The sequence below is a fragment of the Enterobacter sp. TCD1-1 genome (assembly GCF_020567405.1).
GTDB classification, from domain to species: Bacteria; Pseudomonadota; Gammaproteobacteria; order Enterobacterales; family Enterobacteriaceae; genus Enterobacter; species Enterobacter quasiroggenkampii.
The window spans coordinates 1,426,831-1,443,841 of the sequence record NZ_JAJCXF010000001.1; the positions used below are offsets into that span (position 1 = coordinate 1,426,831).

General features: G+C 49.9%; 20 protein-coding genes and 1 pseudogene. 12 read left to right on the top strand and 9 right to left on the bottom strand.

All coding sequences use genetic code 11. The features are described from left to right. Positions 1 to 759 carry a trans-aconitate 2-methyltransferase gene (gene tam, locus LJA86_RS06890; protein WP_048224425.1) on the bottom strand — a complete coding sequence of 253 codons (759 nt, stop codon included), beginning with the start codon at positions 757 to 759 and terminating at the stop codon, positions 1 to 3. A gap of 439 nt (positions 760 to 1,198) precedes the next feature. Between tam and LJA86_RS06895 the strand changes: the two genes are divergently transcribed. Continuing rightward, entirely contained in the window at positions 1,199 to 1,837 is a 639-nt protein-coding gene (locus LJA86_RS06895; RefSeq protein WP_048223222.1) for an acyl-homoserine-lactone synthase, read from the top strand. A gap of 14 nt (positions 1,838 to 1,851) precedes the next feature. On the opposite strand, the gene LJA86_RS06900 is transcribed toward LJA86_RS06895, so the two are convergent. Next, positions 1,852 to 2,544, bottom strand: a complete 693-nt coding sequence (locus tag LJA86_RS06900) for a helix-turn-helix transcriptional regulator (RefSeq protein ID WP_048030459.1) — start codon at positions 2,542 to 2,544, stop codon at positions 1,852 to 1,854. A gap of 306 nt (positions 2,545 to 2,850) precedes the next feature. Further along, positions 2,851 to 3,435 carry an NUDIX domain-containing protein gene (locus LJA86_RS06905; protein ID WP_045910554.1) on the bottom strand — a complete coding sequence of 195 codons (585 nt, stop codon included), beginning with the start codon at positions 3,433 to 3,435 and terminating at the stop codon, positions 2,851 to 2,853. A gap of 86 nt (positions 3,436 to 3,521) precedes the next feature. On the opposite strand from LJA86_RS06905, the gene LJA86_RS06910 reads away from it, so the two are divergent. After that, positions 3,522 to 4,295: a DeoR/GlpR family DNA-binding transcription regulator gene (locus LJA86_RS06910; protein WP_229226250.1), complete on the top strand. Its 774-nt coding sequence runs from the start codon at positions 3,522 to 3,524 to the stop codon at positions 4,293 to 4,295. Between the two features lie 38 nt (positions 4,296 to 4,333). Here LJA86_RS06910 and LJA86_RS06915 read toward each other — a convergent pair whose 3' ends face one another. The 3 genes from LJA86_RS06915 to LJA86_RS06925 all read right to left on the bottom strand — a co-directional run bounded on the left by LJA86_RS06915 (position 4,334) and on the right by LJA86_RS06925 (position 5,741). After that, positions 4,334 to 4,696 (bottom strand): DUF4406 domain-containing protein, encoded by a 363-nt coding sequence (locus LJA86_RS06915; protein WP_048223225.1) that lies wholly within the window; start codon positions 4,694 to 4,696, stop codon positions 4,334 to 4,336. Positions 4,697 to 4,831: 135 nt separating this feature from the next. Beyond that, on the bottom strand, positions 4,832 to 5,203 hold the full coding sequence (locus tag LJA86_RS06920; protein WP_069719226.1) for a VOC family protein: 372 nt from the start codon (positions 5,201 to 5,203) through the stop codon (positions 4,832 to 4,834). 94 nt (positions 5,204 to 5,297) lie between these two features. Further along, positions 5,298 to 5,741 carry a PACE efflux transporter gene (locus LJA86_RS06925; protein WP_196346338.1) on the bottom strand — a complete coding sequence of 148 codons (444 nt, stop codon included), beginning with the start codon at positions 5,739 to 5,741 and terminating at the stop codon, positions 5,298 to 5,300. Positions 5,742 to 6,166: 425 nt separating this feature from the next. Here LJA86_RS06925 and LJA86_RS06930 point away from each other — a divergent pair, with 425 nt between their 5' ends. Continuing rightward, the gene (locus LJA86_RS06930; protein WP_229225875.1) at positions 6,167 to 7,204 is read left to right on the top strand and encodes an aldo/keto reductase; all 1,038 of its coding nucleotides are present in this window, start codon (positions 6,167 to 6,169) and stop codon (positions 7,202 to 7,204) included. 104 nt (positions 7,205 to 7,308) lie between these two features. On the opposite strand, the gene LJA86_RS06935 is transcribed toward LJA86_RS06930, so the two are convergent. Further along, positions 7,309 to 8,295 carry an aldo/keto reductase gene (locus LJA86_RS06935; protein WP_048030452.1) on the bottom strand — a complete coding sequence of 329 codons (987 nt, stop codon included), beginning with the start codon at positions 8,293 to 8,295 and terminating at the stop codon, positions 7,309 to 7,311. Between the two features lie 212 nt (positions 8,296 to 8,507). Between LJA86_RS06935 and LJA86_RS06940 the strand changes: the two genes are divergently transcribed. Next, positions 8,508 to 9,416: a LysR family transcriptional regulator gene (locus LJA86_RS06940; protein WP_229225876.1), complete on the top strand. Its 909-nt coding sequence runs from the start codon at positions 8,508 to 8,510 to the stop codon at positions 9,414 to 9,416. Positions 9,417 to 9,452: 36 nt separating this feature from the next. Here the strand turns inward: LJA86_RS06940 and LJA86_RS06945 are convergent, their stop codons facing one another. Further along, a complete protein-coding gene (locus tag LJA86_RS06945; protein WP_045617329.1) occupies positions 9,453 to 10,352 on the bottom strand; it encodes a LysR family transcriptional regulator in 900 nt (299 codons plus the stop codon). Between the two features lie 139 nt (positions 10,353 to 10,491). On the opposite strand from LJA86_RS06945, the gene LJA86_RS06950 reads away from it, so the two are divergent. The 8 genes and pseudogenes from LJA86_RS06950 to LJA86_RS06985 all read left to right on the top strand — a co-directional run bounded on the left by LJA86_RS06950 (position 10,492) and on the right by LJA86_RS06985 (position 16,052). Further along, positions 10,492 to 10,800, top strand: a complete 309-nt coding sequence (locus tag LJA86_RS06950; RefSeq protein WP_229226251.1) for a superoxide dismutase — start codon at positions 10,492 to 10,494, stop codon at positions 10,798 to 10,800. Positions 10,801 to 10,808: 8 nt separating this feature from the next. After that, positions 10,809 to 11,498, top strand: a complete 690-nt coding sequence (locus LJA86_RS06955) for a type 1 glutamine amidotransferase domain-containing protein (protein WP_229225877.1) — start codon at positions 10,809 to 10,811, stop codon at positions 11,496 to 11,498. 84 nt (positions 11,499 to 11,582) lie between these two features. Beyond that, entirely contained in the window at positions 11,583 to 12,530 is a 948-nt protein-coding gene (locus LJA86_RS06960; RefSeq protein WP_229225878.1) for an aldo/keto reductase, read from the top strand. Between the two features lie 101 nt (positions 12,531 to 12,631). Further along, positions 12,632 to 13,666 (top strand): amidohydrolase family protein, encoded by a 1,035-nt coding sequence (locus tag LJA86_RS06965; protein WP_196352384.1) that lies wholly within the window; start codon positions 12,632 to 12,634, stop codon positions 13,664 to 13,666. Between the two features lie 150 nt (positions 13,667 to 13,816). Continuing rightward, positions 13,817 to 14,365: an NAD(P)H-dependent oxidoreductase gene (locus LJA86_RS06970; RefSeq protein ID WP_229225880.1), complete on the top strand. Its 549-nt coding sequence runs from the start codon at positions 13,817 to 13,819 to the stop codon at positions 14,363 to 14,365. Next, a pseudogene (locus LJA86_RS06975) lies at positions 14,362 to 14,478 on the top strand (aldo/keto reductase); the annotation flags it as partial. The gene LJA86_RS06970 and the pseudogene LJA86_RS06975, both read left to right, overlap by 4 nt. Positions 14,479 to 14,537: 59 nt before the next feature. Next, complete coding sequence (locus tag LJA86_RS06980) at positions 14,538 to 15,233, top strand: putative quinol monooxygenase (protein WP_229226252.1); 696 nt, start codon at positions 14,538 to 14,540, stop codon at positions 15,231 to 15,233. A gap of 15 nt (positions 15,234 to 15,248) precedes the next feature. After that, positions 15,249 to 16,052 carry a carboxymuconolactone decarboxylase family protein gene (locus LJA86_RS06985; protein WP_229225881.1) on the top strand — a complete coding sequence of 268 codons (804 nt, stop codon included), beginning with the start codon at positions 15,249 to 15,251 and terminating at the stop codon, positions 16,050 to 16,052. A gap of 354 nt (positions 16,053 to 16,406) precedes the next feature. On the opposite strand, the gene LJA86_RS06990 is transcribed toward LJA86_RS06985, so the two are convergent. Then, positions 16,407 to 16,733, bottom strand: a complete 327-nt coding sequence (locus tag LJA86_RS06990; RefSeq protein ID WP_229225882.1) for a Silver-binding protein — start codon at positions 16,731 to 16,733, stop codon at positions 16,407 to 16,409. Between the last annotated feature and the right edge of the window lie 278 nt (positions 16,734 to 17,011).

Consider the following 17,011-nt stretch of genomic DNA (forward strand, 5'->3'; position numbering starts at 1 on the left):
TCAGGGCTGGCGTTGAGCCACGATAAACAACCGAGGAAAAGCCAGCAGTATCTGCCCGTTTTCCTGCAGCGGATACTGCTCTTCCAGCAGTTCATGGTAGCGTTTCAGGAAACGTTTCTGTTCGCTCTCATTCAGTTCCTGGAGCCAGGGCCGCAGGCCGGTGGCGCTTACCCAGTCAATAATGGCCTGATGAGAGCTCATTTTGTGATAATAGGTTGTCCGCCAGATATCCACGTCACAGCCAGCCTCCGACAGAATATCGTAATAAGCATGTACGCCCGGCAGAGGTTCGCGGCCCCGGTCTGGGTAGTCTTGCTCCAGCGCCACTTCACGCATCGCCACATGAGTGGGTTCCAGCCAGTTGTCGGGCATCTGGATCGCCAGCACGCCATTTAACTTAAGCAGGGAGACAAGATGCGGCAGGAGATCATAATGGTCCGGAACCCATTGCAGCGACGCGTTGGCATAAATCAGGCTCAGCGGCTGACCAGGCTTGTACTGCCGGATATCGGCCTCAACAAAGTGGCAGTCAGGTAAGGCGGCGCGTGCTTCCTCAAGCATAGCAGGGGAGTTATCGACCCCGGTGATGTGCGCAGAAGGCCAGCGATGCTTCAACAGCGCCGTGCTGTTGCCCGGACCGCAGCCCAGATCGGCGATAGTCGCAGCCTCATCCAGAGGAATTCTGGCGAGCAATTCGGCGGCTGGACGCGTTCTTTCTGCGCCAAATTGCAGGTAAAGAGAAGGGTTCCAGTCGGCCATCATCAATTCTCCGTCTTACATGATTCAGCAAGAATAGCACAGGCAGATGTCTGTTAAGCGGTACCGACGAGGGTTTTGGGCAGATGAAATCAGCAGAGTCAGTAAAACGAAGGGAAGGTAGAAAAAATAAGCAAACGGAAATATTACCCCTTAAAAGATTAAGGGGCAATGTTTTTATTGTAATTATTTTGTGATTATTGTTTTTTAATATTTTATAGGCAAAGTGCTTCTTATGCTCTGTACCCGAAACTTTAAATATTAGATAATCATCGATGGGTATATCCCTGGTGTTTCGTAGGTCTTTGACCTCCTGACCGCCTAGTTTTGCGAGAACTTCGTGGTCAGGTACTTTTTAAGTATAGGGAATATGCGGCACAATGAAAGCTGTCCTTAAAGACAGGTGATAATAGTTTCAGGTGTTATTATCAGGAACAAGAGCATGAATTCTGTCATTGAATTTTTTTTACACGACTACGATGATTTACCACCAGCATTAGCACACGAACTCTACCGACTCAGAAGAAAAACTTTTCGGGACCGACTCGACTGGAAAGTGGAATGCATCGAAGGTATGGAAAAGGATCAGTTTGATTCTCATAACACGACATACTTGCTGGGGATGTATGATGGACAGCTGTTATGCGGCGCGCGATTTATTAACGCAACGCAGCCGACAATGATAAGCGAGATCTTTCACAACTATTTCGATAATCCCATTGTTTTTCCAGCAGATGTTCCCTGCTGTGAAGTGAGTCGCTTATTTTTAGATAAAGAAACACGAGACTCTGCAAGTCTGCAGGGCGTGCCCGCCAGTAAAGCATTGTTTCTTGCAATGAATATTTATTGCCTAAAGAAAAAATATCACGGGATGTACGCAGTAGCCAGTCGTGGTATGTATGCCATATTTCGCCATGCAAACTGGAAAGTTGAAGTAATTCAGCGCGGTGTTTCTGAAAAAGGGGAGGTTATTTATTATATTTATATGCCTGCCAGCCCCAGCATTATTGAAGACATTATTAGCAAAGATAAATCCAGTCACTGGCTTCGCGAAATGCTCGAGCATTTACGCCATTTATAACCAGTGGCTGAGGCTCAGTCCTCCAGTAACCGGAGTTCCGTTCCAAGTTTTATTGCGTGTCTGGCATTATTTACACCGAGTTTTTTCATTATATTGCCCATGTGAAATTTGACGGTGCGCTCAGCAATAGACAAAATAACCGCAATTTCTGCGTACGTTTTCCCGGCGCTGACCCATTTAAGGATTTGGCGCTCGCGTGGCGATAAGAAAACATTCTTCTTCTGCTGATGCTGACTATAAAGGTTGAGTGTCTTCTGATGTAACTGAACAAGGAAGCGTAGAAATTGCGGTCGATATTTCTCTATGTCAATGCCAGAATGCTTAGGACTGATGACGGATAAGACCACAAGATTATTCAGATAGTCATGCAGAGGAAACGTCTGTCCCTGGTAAATATCATACTGGACACTTTCGTCGAAAATGCGTGTCAGGTTGTAACCATCCGACAGGACGACATCACTTTCCCAGAAAAAATCGTCAACACAGCGCAAAGCCCGAATAATGACAGGGTCAATGAACTGATATTTTCTTTCAAGATAGATATTAAACCACTCGGGGCTATTATTGAGTATCCTCATCTGTGAAGGATCTTTCTTGTTCATAATAGCGTAGGCGAAGACGATCCCTTTGAAATCCTCAAAAAACGCGTCCAGCTCACTCTGAATTTGCGTGTTGATCGTTATGTCGTTGTAATATGTATCCTTCACGTGAGTTGCTGCCTCCTGTTCGAGTGGAGGACCAAGTATAATATGCTTCGTTATCTGTAGCGAGTCGCATTTTAATCCAGACAACCGATAAGACAGGCTACCTCAGCAGGCAGCCTCGTGAACGTTTGGCATTTTTGAATGATAAATGCAGGTGACTGAGGGAATAGTTGATGATTTTATCGAATTTCGGAATCGCTCACTAAATATAGTAGGCTGCAAAATTTAGGAGGTTTTCCGCTTTTCATCCGGGTAGCGCACAAGCGTACCGATTTCATGCGCCTTCAAATCAGGATGTAAACCAGTAGGTTACAGAATACCTTTCAGGGCAACATGATAAAGCAGCATGATGGTTTTACCGTCGACAATCTTGCCCGTTTCAATGCTGCGTAATGCCTCTTCAAGCGTCATTTCCAGCACATCGATATCTTCCCCCTCGGCCTTGATCCCACCGCCTGCGCCGGTTCTGTCATCTGGCTGGTACTCTGCAAGATAAAAATAGAGTTTTTCCGTGACGGAGCCTGGGCTCATATAGGCTTCAAAGATTTTCTGCACGCGCGAAACGTGAAAGCCGGTCTCTTCTTCCGCTTCTGCTTTTATGCGGCTTTCGGGATCCATGTTGTCCAGCAATCCCGCGGCAGCTTCAATTAAATCGTCCTGGTGGCCGTTGATAAAGACAGGGAAGCGGAACTGACGCGTCAGGATCACCGTCTTTTTCTCACGGTTATAGAGAAGAATCGTCGCGCCGTTGCCACGGTCATAGACTTCCCGATGCTGCCGTTGCCATTCGCCATCACGCCGCTGGAGGTCAAAGGTATATTTTTTAAGGATGTACCAGTTGTCAGAAAGGGTTTCACTGTCGATGATGCGCACATCTGCACGTTTTGATTGCACGATTGTTCCTCCTTACGTAGAGTAATGATCATAAACAGCAATATCATGCATATTCAAGATAAAACATGCAACATCAGGAATTCATGATGCTCACCAGTCAGCGAAAACAATTGATCCTTGAAAAGCTGGATGCCGAAGGCCAGGTCCAGTCAAAAGCGCTCAGCATTCTCTTTGACGTCTCTGAAGACACCATCCGGCGCGATCTGCGCGAGCTGGCGGCAGAAGGGCGTTTGCAGCGTGTTCATGGCGGCGCGCTGCCGTCATCTTCCGCTATAGCTCCGTTTGCAGAACGGCAATCCGTGAGGATGGATGCGAAAAAAAGGGTGGCCCGGAAAGGAGCACAGCTGATTTCATCAGGCCAGGTGGTGATTGTCGACGGTGGCACGACTACCTCGGAGCTGATTACATTTTTCCCTCCTGACTTACGCATCACCGTGGTGACGCACAGCCCAAGTATTGCTCTGGGGCTCGTTGATCATCCTTCCATTGAGGTGATTTTAATCGGCGGACGCTTGTATAAACACTCGATTGTTGCGGTCGGTGCTGCGGCCATCGAAGGCATAGAAAATATCCATGCAGACCTGTTCTTTATGGGGGTGACCGGTATTCATCCCGATGCGGGGCTGACAACCGGTGATTTCGAAGAGGCATGCATCAAACGTGCATTTTCCGGCAGAGCCGCGGAAACGGTCGTTCTGGCGTCTCCGGAAAAGATCAACACCGCGTCGTCGTTTGTGATTGGCGATGTATCTTCAGTGAATACCATCGTCGTTGAAGACGGTACGGATAAGGATTGGATCCGCGCGGTATCGGAAAAGGGGGTATCCGTCGTGCTGACCTCAGATCGTGACCGCCTCTGACAACCAGCCTTTAACGTCAGGCTGGCTGGCGTCCAGGCTTACGCTTCTGGAATGTTCTCAAGCGCGGTATACACGCTGAGACCATATTTTCTGGCTACTTCAATGTCCATATCGGCACCTTTAGACGCACCGGCAATACGATAAATCGCATCGCATTTTGCGATGAGCCGGTGAGCAACGGGGTACAGCATCGCTTCGCTGATTTCATCACCCACCGTTTTTGAGCCAGCGGCTTTTGCCAGCGGCAAAGCAAGCCATTCACCAATGACCGGGATGTGGCCACGCTGGTAAACGGCTAATGCTGCGTTTTCGAGACGCGCCAGATTCTCGTCAATTCGCGCCTGAACACCATCGGTTCCGCTGCGATAGGGACCGGCAATTAAAATCAACTGTTGTGTCATTAATACCTCTGTCAGCGTTATTGCATGAAACTGCACATTTACAGAGGATACCTTACGCCATTACCGGCCTGAAATACAACGCTTCGTGCAATATCGTGCACAAAGTCGCATGAGCATTTTGACAAAGGCGTTGTGCTACCGGCTCTCCGGTGCATGGCACACGGCCTCGATGTTATGACCATCAGGTGAGATGACAAAAGCGGCATAATAATTTTCACCGTACGGACGTAATCCCGGCCCGCCGTTATCACGTCCGCCAACGCGCAGCGCGGCGTGGTAAAAATCATCAACCTGCTGACGTGTAGTAGCCACAAACGCCAGGTGCAGAGGCGCAGGTTTATCATTTGTCTGGAAAAGGCAAAGTGAAACGTCGCCAGCGCTCATTTCAACACCGTAATCTGGCGCGCCTTCATCAATGAGTTCCACACCAAGCGGGCGAAGCGCCTCAAGGAAGAAGGTTTTACTTTTTTCATAATCGCTGACGCCGAATTTAACATGGTCAAACATTATCGACTCCTCAAAAGAGATAGAGAAATGAAGAGTATAGAAGGTGAGAGGAGTCGAATATGATCAAGGGCGTGCCTATGTGACAGATGTCTCGCTACAGAGCAGACCGTTTCCGCCCAACAAATGTCCAGCGCAGGTAGTCGTAGAGCCAGTTAAACAGCATCGTGTACGGCAGGAAAAACAGTACAAGACCGATCTCTACAAAAAAAGCCTCCGTCACCGTTAAATTCAGCATCACCATTGCCACAGGAATTAACGTTATGATAAGGCCAACTTCAAAACAGGCCGCATGGAGCGCGCGGACCAGAAATGTTCTTTCAAATCGGTATGTTTTCTGAAGAGAGTCAAAGAGTTTGTTAAACACAAAATTCCAGGCCGTGGCGGTTAGCGCGGATATCACGGACAGCGAGCCTGACTGGAGTACCGACACGTTCATCAGCCAGGCAAGCGACAGCGCGATGATAACGTTAGCCGTCACTTCAAAAATGACCGCGTGGAAAATCCTTTCTCTGACACTTTTATCTAATTCAATTTCCATAAGTTTACGGCAGCAGTGGTCAAAGGCTGAAGTATATCAAACGTCTTTCAACCATGTGTAAACGCAGATGTTGGGTTGTGTGGGTATCATGTCAGCATGAACGCGTGAAAAGGCGACTGCACGAGCTCGGAATGGTCCAGGACAATTACGACCGAATACATCCAGATTTTGAGGAATCATATATTGGTGCGCATAATGTATATTATGTTAAATTGAATTTATAGGTCTATTCTCCATGGTGCTCTCATGCAGCTCCAGAAATTAGTACGTTGGTGTCCTCCCTTCTCGATAAAATCCACCGTCGATAACAAACCATTTGTGAGAAAAACTCACAGCACCATTCGATAGCAGATGCTGGTCCCCTTCATACCAGTGCAATAACCTGTCGCATACAGAATTGCTGGTAATAAAAGAAGGAACATCGAATGAAGTATGTGAATCTGGGTCGTAGCGGTTTGAAAGTCTCCCGTCTTTGTCTCGGTTGTATGAGCTATGGTGACCCCGAACGTTTGCCTCAACCCTGGTCCCTGGATGAAAAAGCGTCACGTCCGCTCATTCGTCAGGCGCTTGAAGCTGGCATTAATTTTTTTGATACCGCAAATATCTACTCTGGCGGAAGTTCTGAAGAGATCACAGGAAAAGCGCTGAGAGAACTGGCCAGACGCGACGAGATCGTTGTGGCGACAAAGACCTTCTTTCCGTGGCGCAACTCACCCAATACCGGGTTTCTTTCCCGCAAGGCCATTTTTCAGTCTATTGACGATAGCTTGATGCGCTTAGGTATGGATTATGTGGATCTCTTTCAAATTCACCGCTTTGACCACTCCACGCCTGTTGAAGAGACCATGGAGGCTCTGCATGACCTCGTTAAATCAGGAAAAGTACGTTACATCGGCGCATCATCTATGGAAGCCTGGCGCTTTGCAAAAATGCAGCATACTGCAGAGCGTAACGGCTGGTCCCGATTTATTACGATGCAACCGCAATACAACCTGCTTTACCGGGAAGAAGAGCGCGAGATGCTGCCCCTGTGTGAAGACCAGGGCGTTGGTGTGATCCCCTGGAGTCCGATGGCACGCGGCAGGCTCACGCGCGACTGGAGTGTCACGTCCCGACGAACGCAAAACGATGCCTTTGCGTTAAAAATGTATGAGAACGCAGCCCTGCTGGATAAGCCCGTTGTTGATGTTGTTGCCAGAATTGCTGAAAAGCACGATGTGCCAAGAGCCCATGTTGCAATTGCCTGGTTGCTATCAAAAACGGTCATCACAGCACCGATCATCGGCGCGACGAAACCAGAACATCTTTCCACGGCTATCAGCGCGCTGGACTTTTCACTTAGCGATGCAGAAATCACGGAACTCGAGGCACACTATCTGCCGCACCCCGTCGACGGGATCATTCCCCCACTTCCGGATACGCCACCTTCACTCACGCCGCCTTCAGCAATACAGGACTGTTAATGCCCTACCCTGGCCCGGCGTTGCCGGGTCCCCCAGTAAAGGTTTAACTTTTATCATACTGACTTTCGGTTAACGGATCTGCGCGACCACCCTACATACGGTGATTACCAGGCATAAGCCTGGGGCGCTTCTCCCCCGGGTCCGGGCCAGATTTCGTCGAGACAGCTCATGGTGTCGTCTGATAGCGTGATTGTCGTTGCGTGAAGCGCCTGATGGAGTTGTTCGACCGTACGAGGCCCGATAAGTGGAGCAGTAACGACAGGATTCTGCAGGAGCCACGCAAGCGCCACATCGGAAGGGGTTTCGCCGAGGTCCTCACATAATCCTTCGTAGGCTTCCAGCTGAGGACGGTGTTGTTCAATTAGACGGGCAAACGCGGGCCTTGCACGGCGCCCGCTTGCCATCTTTTTCAGTGCGCCCCCAAGCAACCCTCCGGCAAGTGGGCTCCAGGGGATCAATCCCAGGCCAAAATGGCGGCATGCGGGAATGACCTCCAGCTCAACAGTTCGGGCAGTCAGATTGTAGAGACTTTGCTCGGCGACAAGGCCAAGGGAATGACGGGCCGTAGCAACTGACTGCGCAGTCGCAATGTCCCAGCCTGCGAAATTGCTGCTACCGATATAAAGCACTTTTCCCTGCTGAACAAGGAGTTCCATGGCCTGCCAGATCTCTTCCCATGGCGTATAGCGATCGATGTGATGCATCTGATAGACGTCAATATGGTCGGTCTTAAGCCGTCGCAAACTGTCCTCGCAGGCCTTGCGAATATGGTAAGCAGAAAGACGGCGATCATTCGGACCTGGCCCCATTGGCTGATAGACTTTCGTCGCCAGAACGATACGGTCACGGCGTCCACCCTGCTGGATCCAGCGACCAATAATCTCTTCGGACAGCCCCGAGCCTTGCTGGATATCGGGTGATTGTTCGGTGCCATACACGTCTGCTGTATCAATGAAATTTATACCTGCCTCAAGCGCTTCATCCAGAATGCGGGCGCTGGTTTTCTCGTCGGTGACGTCACCAAAATTCATGGTTCCGAGACAAAGGCGGCTGACTTTCAGGCCGGTGCGGCCAAGATGCGTATAGTTCATACACGGCTCCGTTAGGTGAATATTCCGCCCTGACCGACGGCCAGAGCGCATAATTTTCAAGAATAACGAAGCACAACGTGTTCAGTGAGAGGCGATGAGTGGATGGACTTGTGAAATAAATTCAGCAACGGATTAGCGCTAATCGGTCTATGGTGTATATCATTTCCGTATCAATACATTCGGGCCTTAACGCACAAGGAAAACGATTCTGTATGCAAATAAGCAGAGCGGATGTCGCCGATCTCATTTATTTCATGGCTATTGCACGTCATCGCAGTTTCAGCCGTGCGGCGATTGAATTAGGTGTGAGTGCATCAGCGCTTAGTCATGCCCTGAAGGGGCTGGAAACCCGGCTCGGTGTTCGCCTCCTTAATCGCACGACGAAGAGCGTTACACCTACGGCTGCAGGTGAAGAACTGGTTCAGTCTGTCCTTCAGCCTTTCGACAAGATAGAAGGCGCGCTTGAATCGCTTAACCGGTATCGTAATACCCCTACCGGACGTATCCGCATCAATGCTGCCGTTGAAGCGGCCAATCTTTTGCTTGCGCCAGTTATGCCCGCGTTTATGGATCGCTATCCCGATATTGAAATCGATATTGTGGCCAGCAACCGTATGGTTGACGTCACTGATGCGGGCTTCGATGCCGGTATCCGCTATGGTGGCACCGTCCCGGAAGACATGGTTGCCCGGCGTTTATCTGCCGATATTCGCTGGGTTATCGCAGCATCCCCCGACTACCTTGAACGCTGCGGAACGCCTGAACATCCGGATGATTTATTACACCATCGCTGTATAAGCAATCGTCTCGGCGACGATCGGATTTATCGCTGGGAACTTGAGCGAGACGGCGAAACGTACCAAATCAGTGTGCCTGGCTCTGTGACGGTCAATCAGGCTGAAACGGGCCTTGTGGCCGTATTAGGCGGAGCCGGCCTGATGTATTTTCCGGAGCCTCTTGTTGCACCCTATGTGAAGGATGGCCGGCTCCGCCTGGTGCTTACGGAGTGGTCCCCGCTGGAGGAAGGTTTTCATATCTATTATTCAAGCCGCCGGCAATTGCCGACCGGGCTTCGCCTTCTGATAGAGTTCATACAGGAGGCCAGGCCGCTGGGGTTGTGAAATAGCGCTTCCATACTGAACGAGGCGTTATCGTCTTTATCGTCCCGTAGCGGATATCAGAAAATCAATCAGGGCCTTCACTCTTTTCGTTTTACCCGCGTTTTTGGGGTAATAGAGATACACTGGCGGGTAGGTTTTCCAGTAGCTCTCCATCACGGGTATAAAGCGCTCCCTGTCCGGCTGTAACTGCAAGATGGGTTCAAACAAACGTCCGATTCCCAGGCCGTTACGGATCCCGTCTGCCATAACGTCAATATCGTTGCTGATTAACTGCCCGGGCATCTCAACCGTCAACTGCTCTCCGCGATCGTTCAGAATCAACGGAAGGATGCGGTTGTTAGTAATAAAACGGTAGCCAATTAGCTTGTGTTGACTGAGGTCAGCCGGCACCTCGGGCATTCCATGCTCGCTGATATAAGCTGAGGATGCATATAACCCTTCACGAAAGGGTTTCATTAACGGCCGCGCCACCACCCCACCTTCGAGGATATCGCCAAAACGGATCCCAAGATCAAAACGCTCTTCGATAACATTCACGGTACCGTCGTAAACCGAAATTTCAAGCTGTATACCCGGATATTGCTGACAGAATTTCGCCATTGCAGGTTTAAGAATTAACAGATAGGCAAAACGCGAGAGCGTGATTCGCACGATACCAGAGGGCTCCTGATTCTGGTCGCGAATGCTTTCAAGCGAATGTTCCAGCGACTCCACCGCCGCAGCGGTCTGTTCCAGCAACAGCTGCCCAGTTTCCGTCAGCTCAATACGGCGGGTCGTACGCACAAAAAGCGGATGGCCGATATGATCTTCCAGCAGCTTAAGCGCATTGCTGACGGAGGGAGGCGTAATTTCCAGTTTTCTTGCGGCTGCCGAAATATTGCCCTCACGTGCAATGCTCTGAAAGATCCGTATCTGGTTATACAGGGCGTTATTCATAATGTTTTCCTAAAGCAATCTCCGCCTGATTATTAAGTACAGTCTAAAGATGCTTAAGTCAATGCTCCTCTAATCTTCGTGAAATTCGCCTCTTATACTTTTATCTCTTTCTACAACGACCTGAGTTCAGGAGACTATGATGCGAATTTTATGTCTGGATATCCCCGCACCTGGAGCATTGCTGGAAAAATATGCTCCACACCTTAACGCTGAAGCGCTGCACGCCTGGGGATTGTATAAATCCGGCTTCATCCGCGACATCTACTTCCGTCAGGACAGACCTGGCGTCGCTATTTTTCTTGAATGTGACTCTGTCGATGAAGCGATGAACGTAATGGCCGAATTCCCGCTGGCAAAAGCTGGCTTATTAAGCTTTGAGTGCATTCCGCTTGGCTCCTTTATTAACTGGGAAAATCTCTTTGCCGCTGAATTTAAAAATAAAGAGTGAGGCCCGATATGAAACCTGCAGATAAACCCGTGCTGTGTGTCGTTTCCAGCCATCCGATTAAAGGTGCATCCGGTGTACCAACCGGTTTTTTCCTGGCCGAGCTGACCCATCCGCTGAAAGTACTGGAAGATGCCGGACTAAAAACGATGATCGCCAGCATTCGCGGGGGACAGCCGCCGGTGGATGGATTTGACCTCAGTGATCCTGTCAATGCCTGGTACTGGAACGAAACCGATTTTCAGCAGCGCCTGGCAACAACACCAGCGTTATCCGAGCTAAACGGTACCGATTACAGCGCCGTTTTCTTTGCAGGCGGCCATGGAACCATGTGGGATTTCCGCGACAGCCAGGATGCCCAGCGTATTATCCGCGAAGTATATGAAAGTGATGGCATTGTCTCAGCCGTCTGCCACGGACCTGCGGCACTGGTTGACGCAAAGCTCAGTAGCGGCGAATACCTGGTGAAAGGCAAAAACGTGGCGGCCTTTACCAACAAGGAAGAGGAAGAAGTTCACACTACAGATGTGGTTCCCTTCCTGCTTGAGACTGCACTTCGCGAGCATGGCGCGCTTCATCATGAAGCCCCGAACTGGTCTGAAAATGTGGTTACTGACGGTCGCCTTATCACGGGGCAGAATCCCGCTTCAGCGCACGGTGTCGGTGTGGCGCTGTTAAATGCCCTCCGCCAGTCAGCTTAATCCATTCATCTCTTTTTCACCGTTACTCATCCTCTTTGGCCGGTTTACGTCAGCAACGTTCCGGCCTTTTTACAGGAGCTGAATATGAAAACACTACCTTCCGTCGCGCTGGGCACATGGTCCTGGGGCACTGGCTTCGCCGGTGGCGACACCGTCTTCGGCAATCATCTTTCTGATACTCAGATGGCAGACGTGTTCATCACGGCCATGAGTAAGGGCCTCAATCTCTGGGATACCGCAGCAGTATATGGCTTGGGGAGTTCCGAGGCAGCGCTGGGAGCATTAGTCCGTCAGTTCCCCCGCGAGGATATGACTTTATCCACCAAATTTACACCGCAGATTGCGAACGAACAGTCAGCGCAGCCTGTCAGCGATATGCTTGAGGCCAGCCTTGGGCGTCTGGGTGTGGACGCGATTGATATCTACTGGATCCATAATCCCCTCGACGTTGAGAAATGGACGCCAGAACTGATCCCACTTTTACAAAGCGGTAAGGTCAAACGCGTAGGTGTTTCCAACCACAATCTGGCACAAATCAGACGCGCCAATGAAATCCTTAACGCTTCCGGTTATTCCCTCAGTGCAGTACAAAATCACTACAGCCTGCTCTATCGCGCTTCTGAAGAGGCCGGGATCCTTGATTATTGCCGACAAAATAACATCGAGTTCTTTGCTTACATGGTCCTGGAGCAAGGCGCGCTCAGTGGCCGTTATGATTCAAATCATCCCATGCCTGCCGGGAGTGACCGGGCCGAAAGTTATAACGCGGTACTGCCGCAGATTGAAAGATTAACCGCCGCCATGAAAAAAATGGGAGCCGAAAGGAATGCCAGCGTGGCACAGATAGCCATCGCATGGGCTATTGCGAAAGGTACCCTTCCCCTCGTTGGTGCGACTAAAGTCCATCACGTTCTGGACGCCGCCTGCGCTTCAGACATCCAGTTACGCGATGAGGAAATCATCCTGCTGGAACAACTCGCCGCAGAGACCAGAGTGGATACACGAGGCGCCTGGGAAAAACCGATGGTGTAAAGCCCGTCCGGAACAGACTGTCATGAATGACACACACGAACGGGCTGTTCCGGGTGATTCTAATCTGTATCACTTTACTGCTTTGTATGAAGGGTGAGAATATGATAATCATTTGCCTTGAAGAACATTATCTCGACAGCGAGTTAGGCCGAGCGTGTATGCCTGTTGCGCTTGAGCAGGCGCCTTTCCTTGGCGACTGGGGGAAAACCGTCGCTGATGGTCATAATCCTGACCGAAGCCGGCCGCAGATAGAAAAGAATGCGCTGATAAACGCGAAAGGCGCTGATTTGGGAAGCCGCCGCCTCAGGGATATGGATGAGGCTGGAATTACCCTTCAGATCCTTTCTGTGGGCGGATTCCCCCAGCTGGCACCTAAGGATGAAGCGGTAACATTAAATACGGCGGCAAACGACCGCCTTGCCGGGGCGGTAAGAAATCATCCGGATCGCTTCGCGGCATTTGCCACTCTTCCCTGGGCACAGCCGGAAGAGGCTGAAAAAGAGCTTGTCCGCGCAGTTGAAGAACTGGGGTTTAAGGGGGCACTTCTGAATGGCCGACCCTCTTCATGCTTTCTCGATAATCCTGACTATGACTCCCTGCTTTCCCGCTTTAATAAACTGAATGTGCCACTCTATCTTCATCCCGGATTACCGTTTAAAAGCGTCCAACAGGCCTACTTCACGGGCTTCAGCGCAGAGGTCAACGCCCGGCTCTCTATGTTTGGGTGGGGCTGGCATCACGAAGCCGGGATCCATTTGTTACGGCTGATGTTATCGGGCGTATTTGATAAATATCCCCACTTGCAGGTAATCAGTGGCCACTGGGGAGAGATGCTGCCCTTCTGGCTGCAGCGTCTTGATGACAGCCTTCCACTGGCTGCAACGGGTCTGTCACGCACGCTAACGAGAACCTTCCAGGAGCACGTTTACGTTACCCCGTCAGGTATGCTGTCGCTGCCGCAATTCCAGTTTATCTACGCGTTAATGGGGGCAGAAAGGATCCTGTTCTCCGTCGATTATCCCTATCAGACCCTGGACGGTGTAAAAACCTTTATCGACAGTCTGCCCGTCAACAAGGCTGAAAAAGAGGCCATCGCATTTCGCAATGCAGAACGTTTACTGGGCATCACGGCGTAGTTCACGGGTTCGTGATGACCGGTACAATGAGAACAGTCGACCATTATTAGTTTTTGTCTAAAAGTGAATGAGTCTTTACTGCTCTAAAAAAAATAATGGTGTCACTCTATACTGGGTTAAACATTCATCAAATATATTTAACTCATTGAAATGAAAAATATCCTTATTGTTTCAGGCCATCCTGAGCTTACCCATTCCGTCGCCAATGCCACGATCCTTGATGAAGTGGCGACCGCCCTTCCCGATGCTGAAATTCGTCGTCTGGACTGGCTCTATCCGGACGGCAAATTCAATATCGCTGCGGAGCAGGAAAGCCTGCTCAGGGCCGATGTGATTGTCTGGCAGTTTCCTTTTTCCTGGTATGGGCTGCCCGGGTTAATGAAACAATGGCTGGACGAGGTCTTTGTCCACGGCTTCGCGCATGGCTCAACAGCGAAACTGGGCGGTAAAAAGCTGCTCCTCTCCTTCACTACAGGGGCGCCACAGGCGCTCTATACCGCTGACGGTTTCTTTGGCCATGCCATTGAAGAGTATCTTATTCCGTTCGAGACCACGGCAAAACTGTGCAATCTTGAGCTGCTGGCACCGGTTTATACCTGCGGTATCAGCTATGCCGACCGGGATGCCGACAAAATCGCGCAGCAAAAAACGCTTGCCCGGGAACACGCTTCAAGGCTTGTCGAGCTGCTCAATTACTGAGCCCGGAGGAAATCCGGTTTCTGGAAGAAACCTACCAGCCGCATGTTCTGACGGGGATCATGGCGCAAAACACGCCGCAAACGAAAGACGTTAATCAGGTCTGGACGCGGTAGCAAACAGTAATTTCAGTAAAAGGATCATCGTGAAAAAGCCCCTTATGCTTTTAATTTGTATGCTCATAAGCAGCCCTGTCTTTGCAACAAAACTGGACGCGCCGGATAAGCGAGTGATGAATATCTTTGAGCTCGGCGTCAGGCACGATCGGGACAAAGATTTTGCAGACGTAGCCAGACAGACGATTTCCGCTTCGGTTGATCATGAAGCAGGTACGCTGGCGATGTACGCCCTGCACCGCAGCGACAATCCACGTCAGGCATTCATGGTCGAACTTTATGAAAACGAAAGTACTTACCGCAAACATCTGAATGCCGAACCATATAAGGCATTCGCTGCCCGGGCACCTGACATTATCAATCGGAAAAATAAAATCACCCTGGAGCCCCAATTTCTGGTGGACAAACACATCATACCGGATGAGCGAACCATTAATAATCTGGTGATCGTCGAGGTAAAGCCTGAATTTCAGACCGAGTTTAAAAACATCGTCCTGCCCGAAATGGCGGAATCGCTCAAAGTAGAGAAAGGCGTATTAGCGATGTATGCCGCTACAGATTCACAGACTCCGAACCGCTGGTATTTCTATGAGATTTACGCCAGTGAGGAAGCGTATCAACTGCACCGACAAACGCCACACTTCCGTGACTATCTCAGGCAAACGGCGCATATGAGCGCCAGTAAGGACGCTATCCCGGTAAAACCGGTATTTCTTCGTAACAAAGGCGGAATCAAACAGGATCCGCACCGTTGACCAGTGAGGATTAACATGAAAAGCGTAATTGCAGCGGCGGCCATGTCGCTTGTTATTTCTAATTTTGCTACTGCTGAGGAAACAAAAGGTAAAGCGATGATGAAAATTGAACCTTCAGCGATTTCTGAAGCTGATATTCGTTCCGTCTCACCGGCTCTTGCGCGCTTTGGTCGAGAAGCGATTACTGAAGATCTGTGGACACGCGATGCCCTCTCGCCCAGGGATCGTAGTATGGTGACCGTCGCCATGCTAATTGCCAGAAACCAGCCTGGCGACCTTAAGCACTATATAGACATTGCCCTTGATGACGGCGTTACGCCAGCGGAGTTGTCAGAAATCATTACCCATCTGGCGTTCTACTCAGGTTGGTCAAATGCCATGTCAGCCGTCAGCGTGACCAAAGCAGTATTTGAAACTCGTGGCGTCACGGCAGATGTACTTCCTGAAGCTTCTCCGGACCTGCTTCCTCTCAATCAGGAAGCAGAAAAGCAGCGTTCAGAGACAGTGGAAAAAAATGTTGGCCCAATATCTCCGGGCCTGGTTAAATTCACTACAGATCCACTGTTCCTGGAGCTCTGGCAAAGACCCGCGCTGAAACCCCGCGACAGAAGTATGATTACGGTCAGCGCGTTAATCGCATCCGGACAGAGCGCGCAGATTGGCTATCACCTCAATAGAGCAATGGATAATGGACTTTCTGTTGAGGAAGCTGGTGAGATCGTTACCCAGGCCGCGTTCTACGCTGGCTGGCCAAACGCATTTACTGCTGCTCCGGTTGTCGGAGAGGTGCTAAACAATCGATCATCGAGTAAAAGGTAATATTACTGAACACTAAAACCTGACGCACATCACAAAATTAGAACGAACAGTTCATGAACCAACAGGCGTGACATCGAGTGATTTATGGACAGCGTTTAACACAGTTATGAACCAAAACTGAGTTCATAACTGTGAGTTTGAATCGCCATTTGATTAATATGCATTTAAAACAGTTTGTTATACTGTTTCTGGTGCTGTCGTAAATTATGTATATTCCTCAAACCCAGAATAGTTAAATACGATATGCCAATAACCATTCTCTACGTGATAACCCGGCCTTCCCACTAACAAACGCCCCTTTTTTTAAGGAGCGTATGAGTAACGTCAATAATCACTGAGAGGCTTCGCAGCCGATTAATTCTCAGTCATCTGGCGACGATGCTGTTCAGCCTGCTGCTGATGGCTAGCCGAAGACTGGCCGTTATTCGCCGTCTCGTGTGCAATCGCCGCTTTCTCGTGTTCATTCACCGCAGAAAACGACGTCGCAGTTTCGTTAGTACTGCATGGACCGTTTTTGATCATCTCCTTATGCATGTCAGCCATGCTCTGGTGTGCAGCTTCTGTGTTGTTTTGCATCATGTCATGAGACATTGCTGCCTGTTCGTTGTTGTTTGTCTCTGCAGCCCAGCTGGATGCAGAAACCGCCAGGATGGCAATAACAGATAAAAGGAACTTTTTCATGGTTGTATCTCCGAAATTAAAGTGCTCAACAGTTGGTGGCCTTCTTTATAATGAATTATAAAAACCGGCCGCTGTTTATCGCATGACTGGCGAGTGACATTTCTGTCACTCCAGGGGCTTAATCCCTACCCTGATCCAGGACTCAAGGAGTGAGAGGGGCAAAACTTTGATTATTCAAATAATTAGAAGAGCATCCCGTCGCCTGCAACACTGTAACGAGGTGGCTACCAGCATAAGCAATACCTCCCCGACACAGCTGCAACAGCTAAAGACTCAGT

Coding starts and splice junctions, on each gene's coding strand:
- LJA86_RS06980 (WP_229226252.1), top strand. CDS start 14,538: ATGCTCATAAGCAGCCCTGTCTTTGCAACAAAACTGGACGCGCCGGAT.
- LJA86_RS06935 (WP_048030452.1), bottom strand. CDS start 8,295: ATGAACTATACGCATCTTGGCCGCACCGGCCTGAAAGTCAGCCGCCTT.
- LJA86_RS06955 (WP_229225877.1), top strand. CDS start 10,809: ATGAAACCTGCAGATAAACCCGTGCTGTGTGTCGTTTCCAGCCATCCG.
- LJA86_RS06920 (WP_069719226.1), bottom strand. CDS start 5,203: ATGTTTGACCATGTTAAATTCGGCGTCAGCGATTATGAAAAAAGTAAA.
- LJA86_RS06985 (WP_229225881.1), top strand. CDS start 15,249: ATGAAAAGCGTAATTGCAGCGGCGGCCATGTCGCTTGTTATTTCTAAT.
- LJA86_RS06895 (WP_048223222.1), top strand. CDS start 1,199: ATGAATTCTGTCATTGAATTTTTTTTACACGACTACGATGATTTACCA.
- LJA86_RS06965 (WP_196352384.1), top strand. CDS start 12,632: ATGATAATCATTTGCCTTGAAGAACATTATCTCGACAGCGAGTTAGGC.
- LJA86_RS06970 (WP_229225880.1), top strand. CDS start 13,817: ATGAAAAATATCCTTATTGTTTCAGGCCATCCTGAGCTTACCCATTCC.
- LJA86_RS06940 (WP_229225876.1), top strand. CDS start 8,508: ATGCAAATAAGCAGAGCGGATGTCGCCGATCTCATTTATTTCATGGCT.
- LJA86_RS06910 (WP_229226250.1), top strand. CDS start 3,522: ATGCTCACCAGTCAGCGAAAACAATTGATCCTTGAAAAGCTGGATGCC.
- LJA86_RS06945 (WP_045617329.1), bottom strand. CDS start 10,352: ATGAATAACGCCCTGTATAACCAGATACGGATCTTTCAGAGCATTGCA.
- LJA86_RS06950 (WP_229226251.1), top strand. CDS start 10,492: ATGCGAATTTTATGTCTGGATATCCCCGCACCTGGAGCATTGCTGGAA.
- LJA86_RS06990 (WP_229225882.1), bottom strand. CDS start 16,733: ATGAAAAAGTTCCTTTTATCTGTTATTGCCATCCTGGCGGTTTCTGCA.
- LJA86_RS06915 (WP_048223225.1), bottom strand. CDS start 4,696: ATGACACAACAGTTGATTTTAATTGCCGGTCCCTATCGCAGCGGAACC.
- tam (WP_048224425.1), bottom strand. CDS start 759: ATGGCCGACTGGAACCCTTCTCTTTACCTGCAATTTGGCGCAGAAAGA.
- LJA86_RS06960 (WP_229225878.1), top strand. CDS start 11,583: ATGAAAACACTACCTTCCGTCGCGCTGGGCACATGGTCCTGGGGCACT.
- LJA86_RS06925 (WP_196346338.1), bottom strand. CDS start 5,741: ATGGAAATTGAATTAGATAAAAGTGTCAGAGAAAGGATTTTCCACGCG.
- LJA86_RS06930 (WP_229225875.1), top strand. CDS start 6,167: ATGAAGTATGTGAATCTGGGTCGTAGCGGTTTGAAAGTCTCCCGTCTT.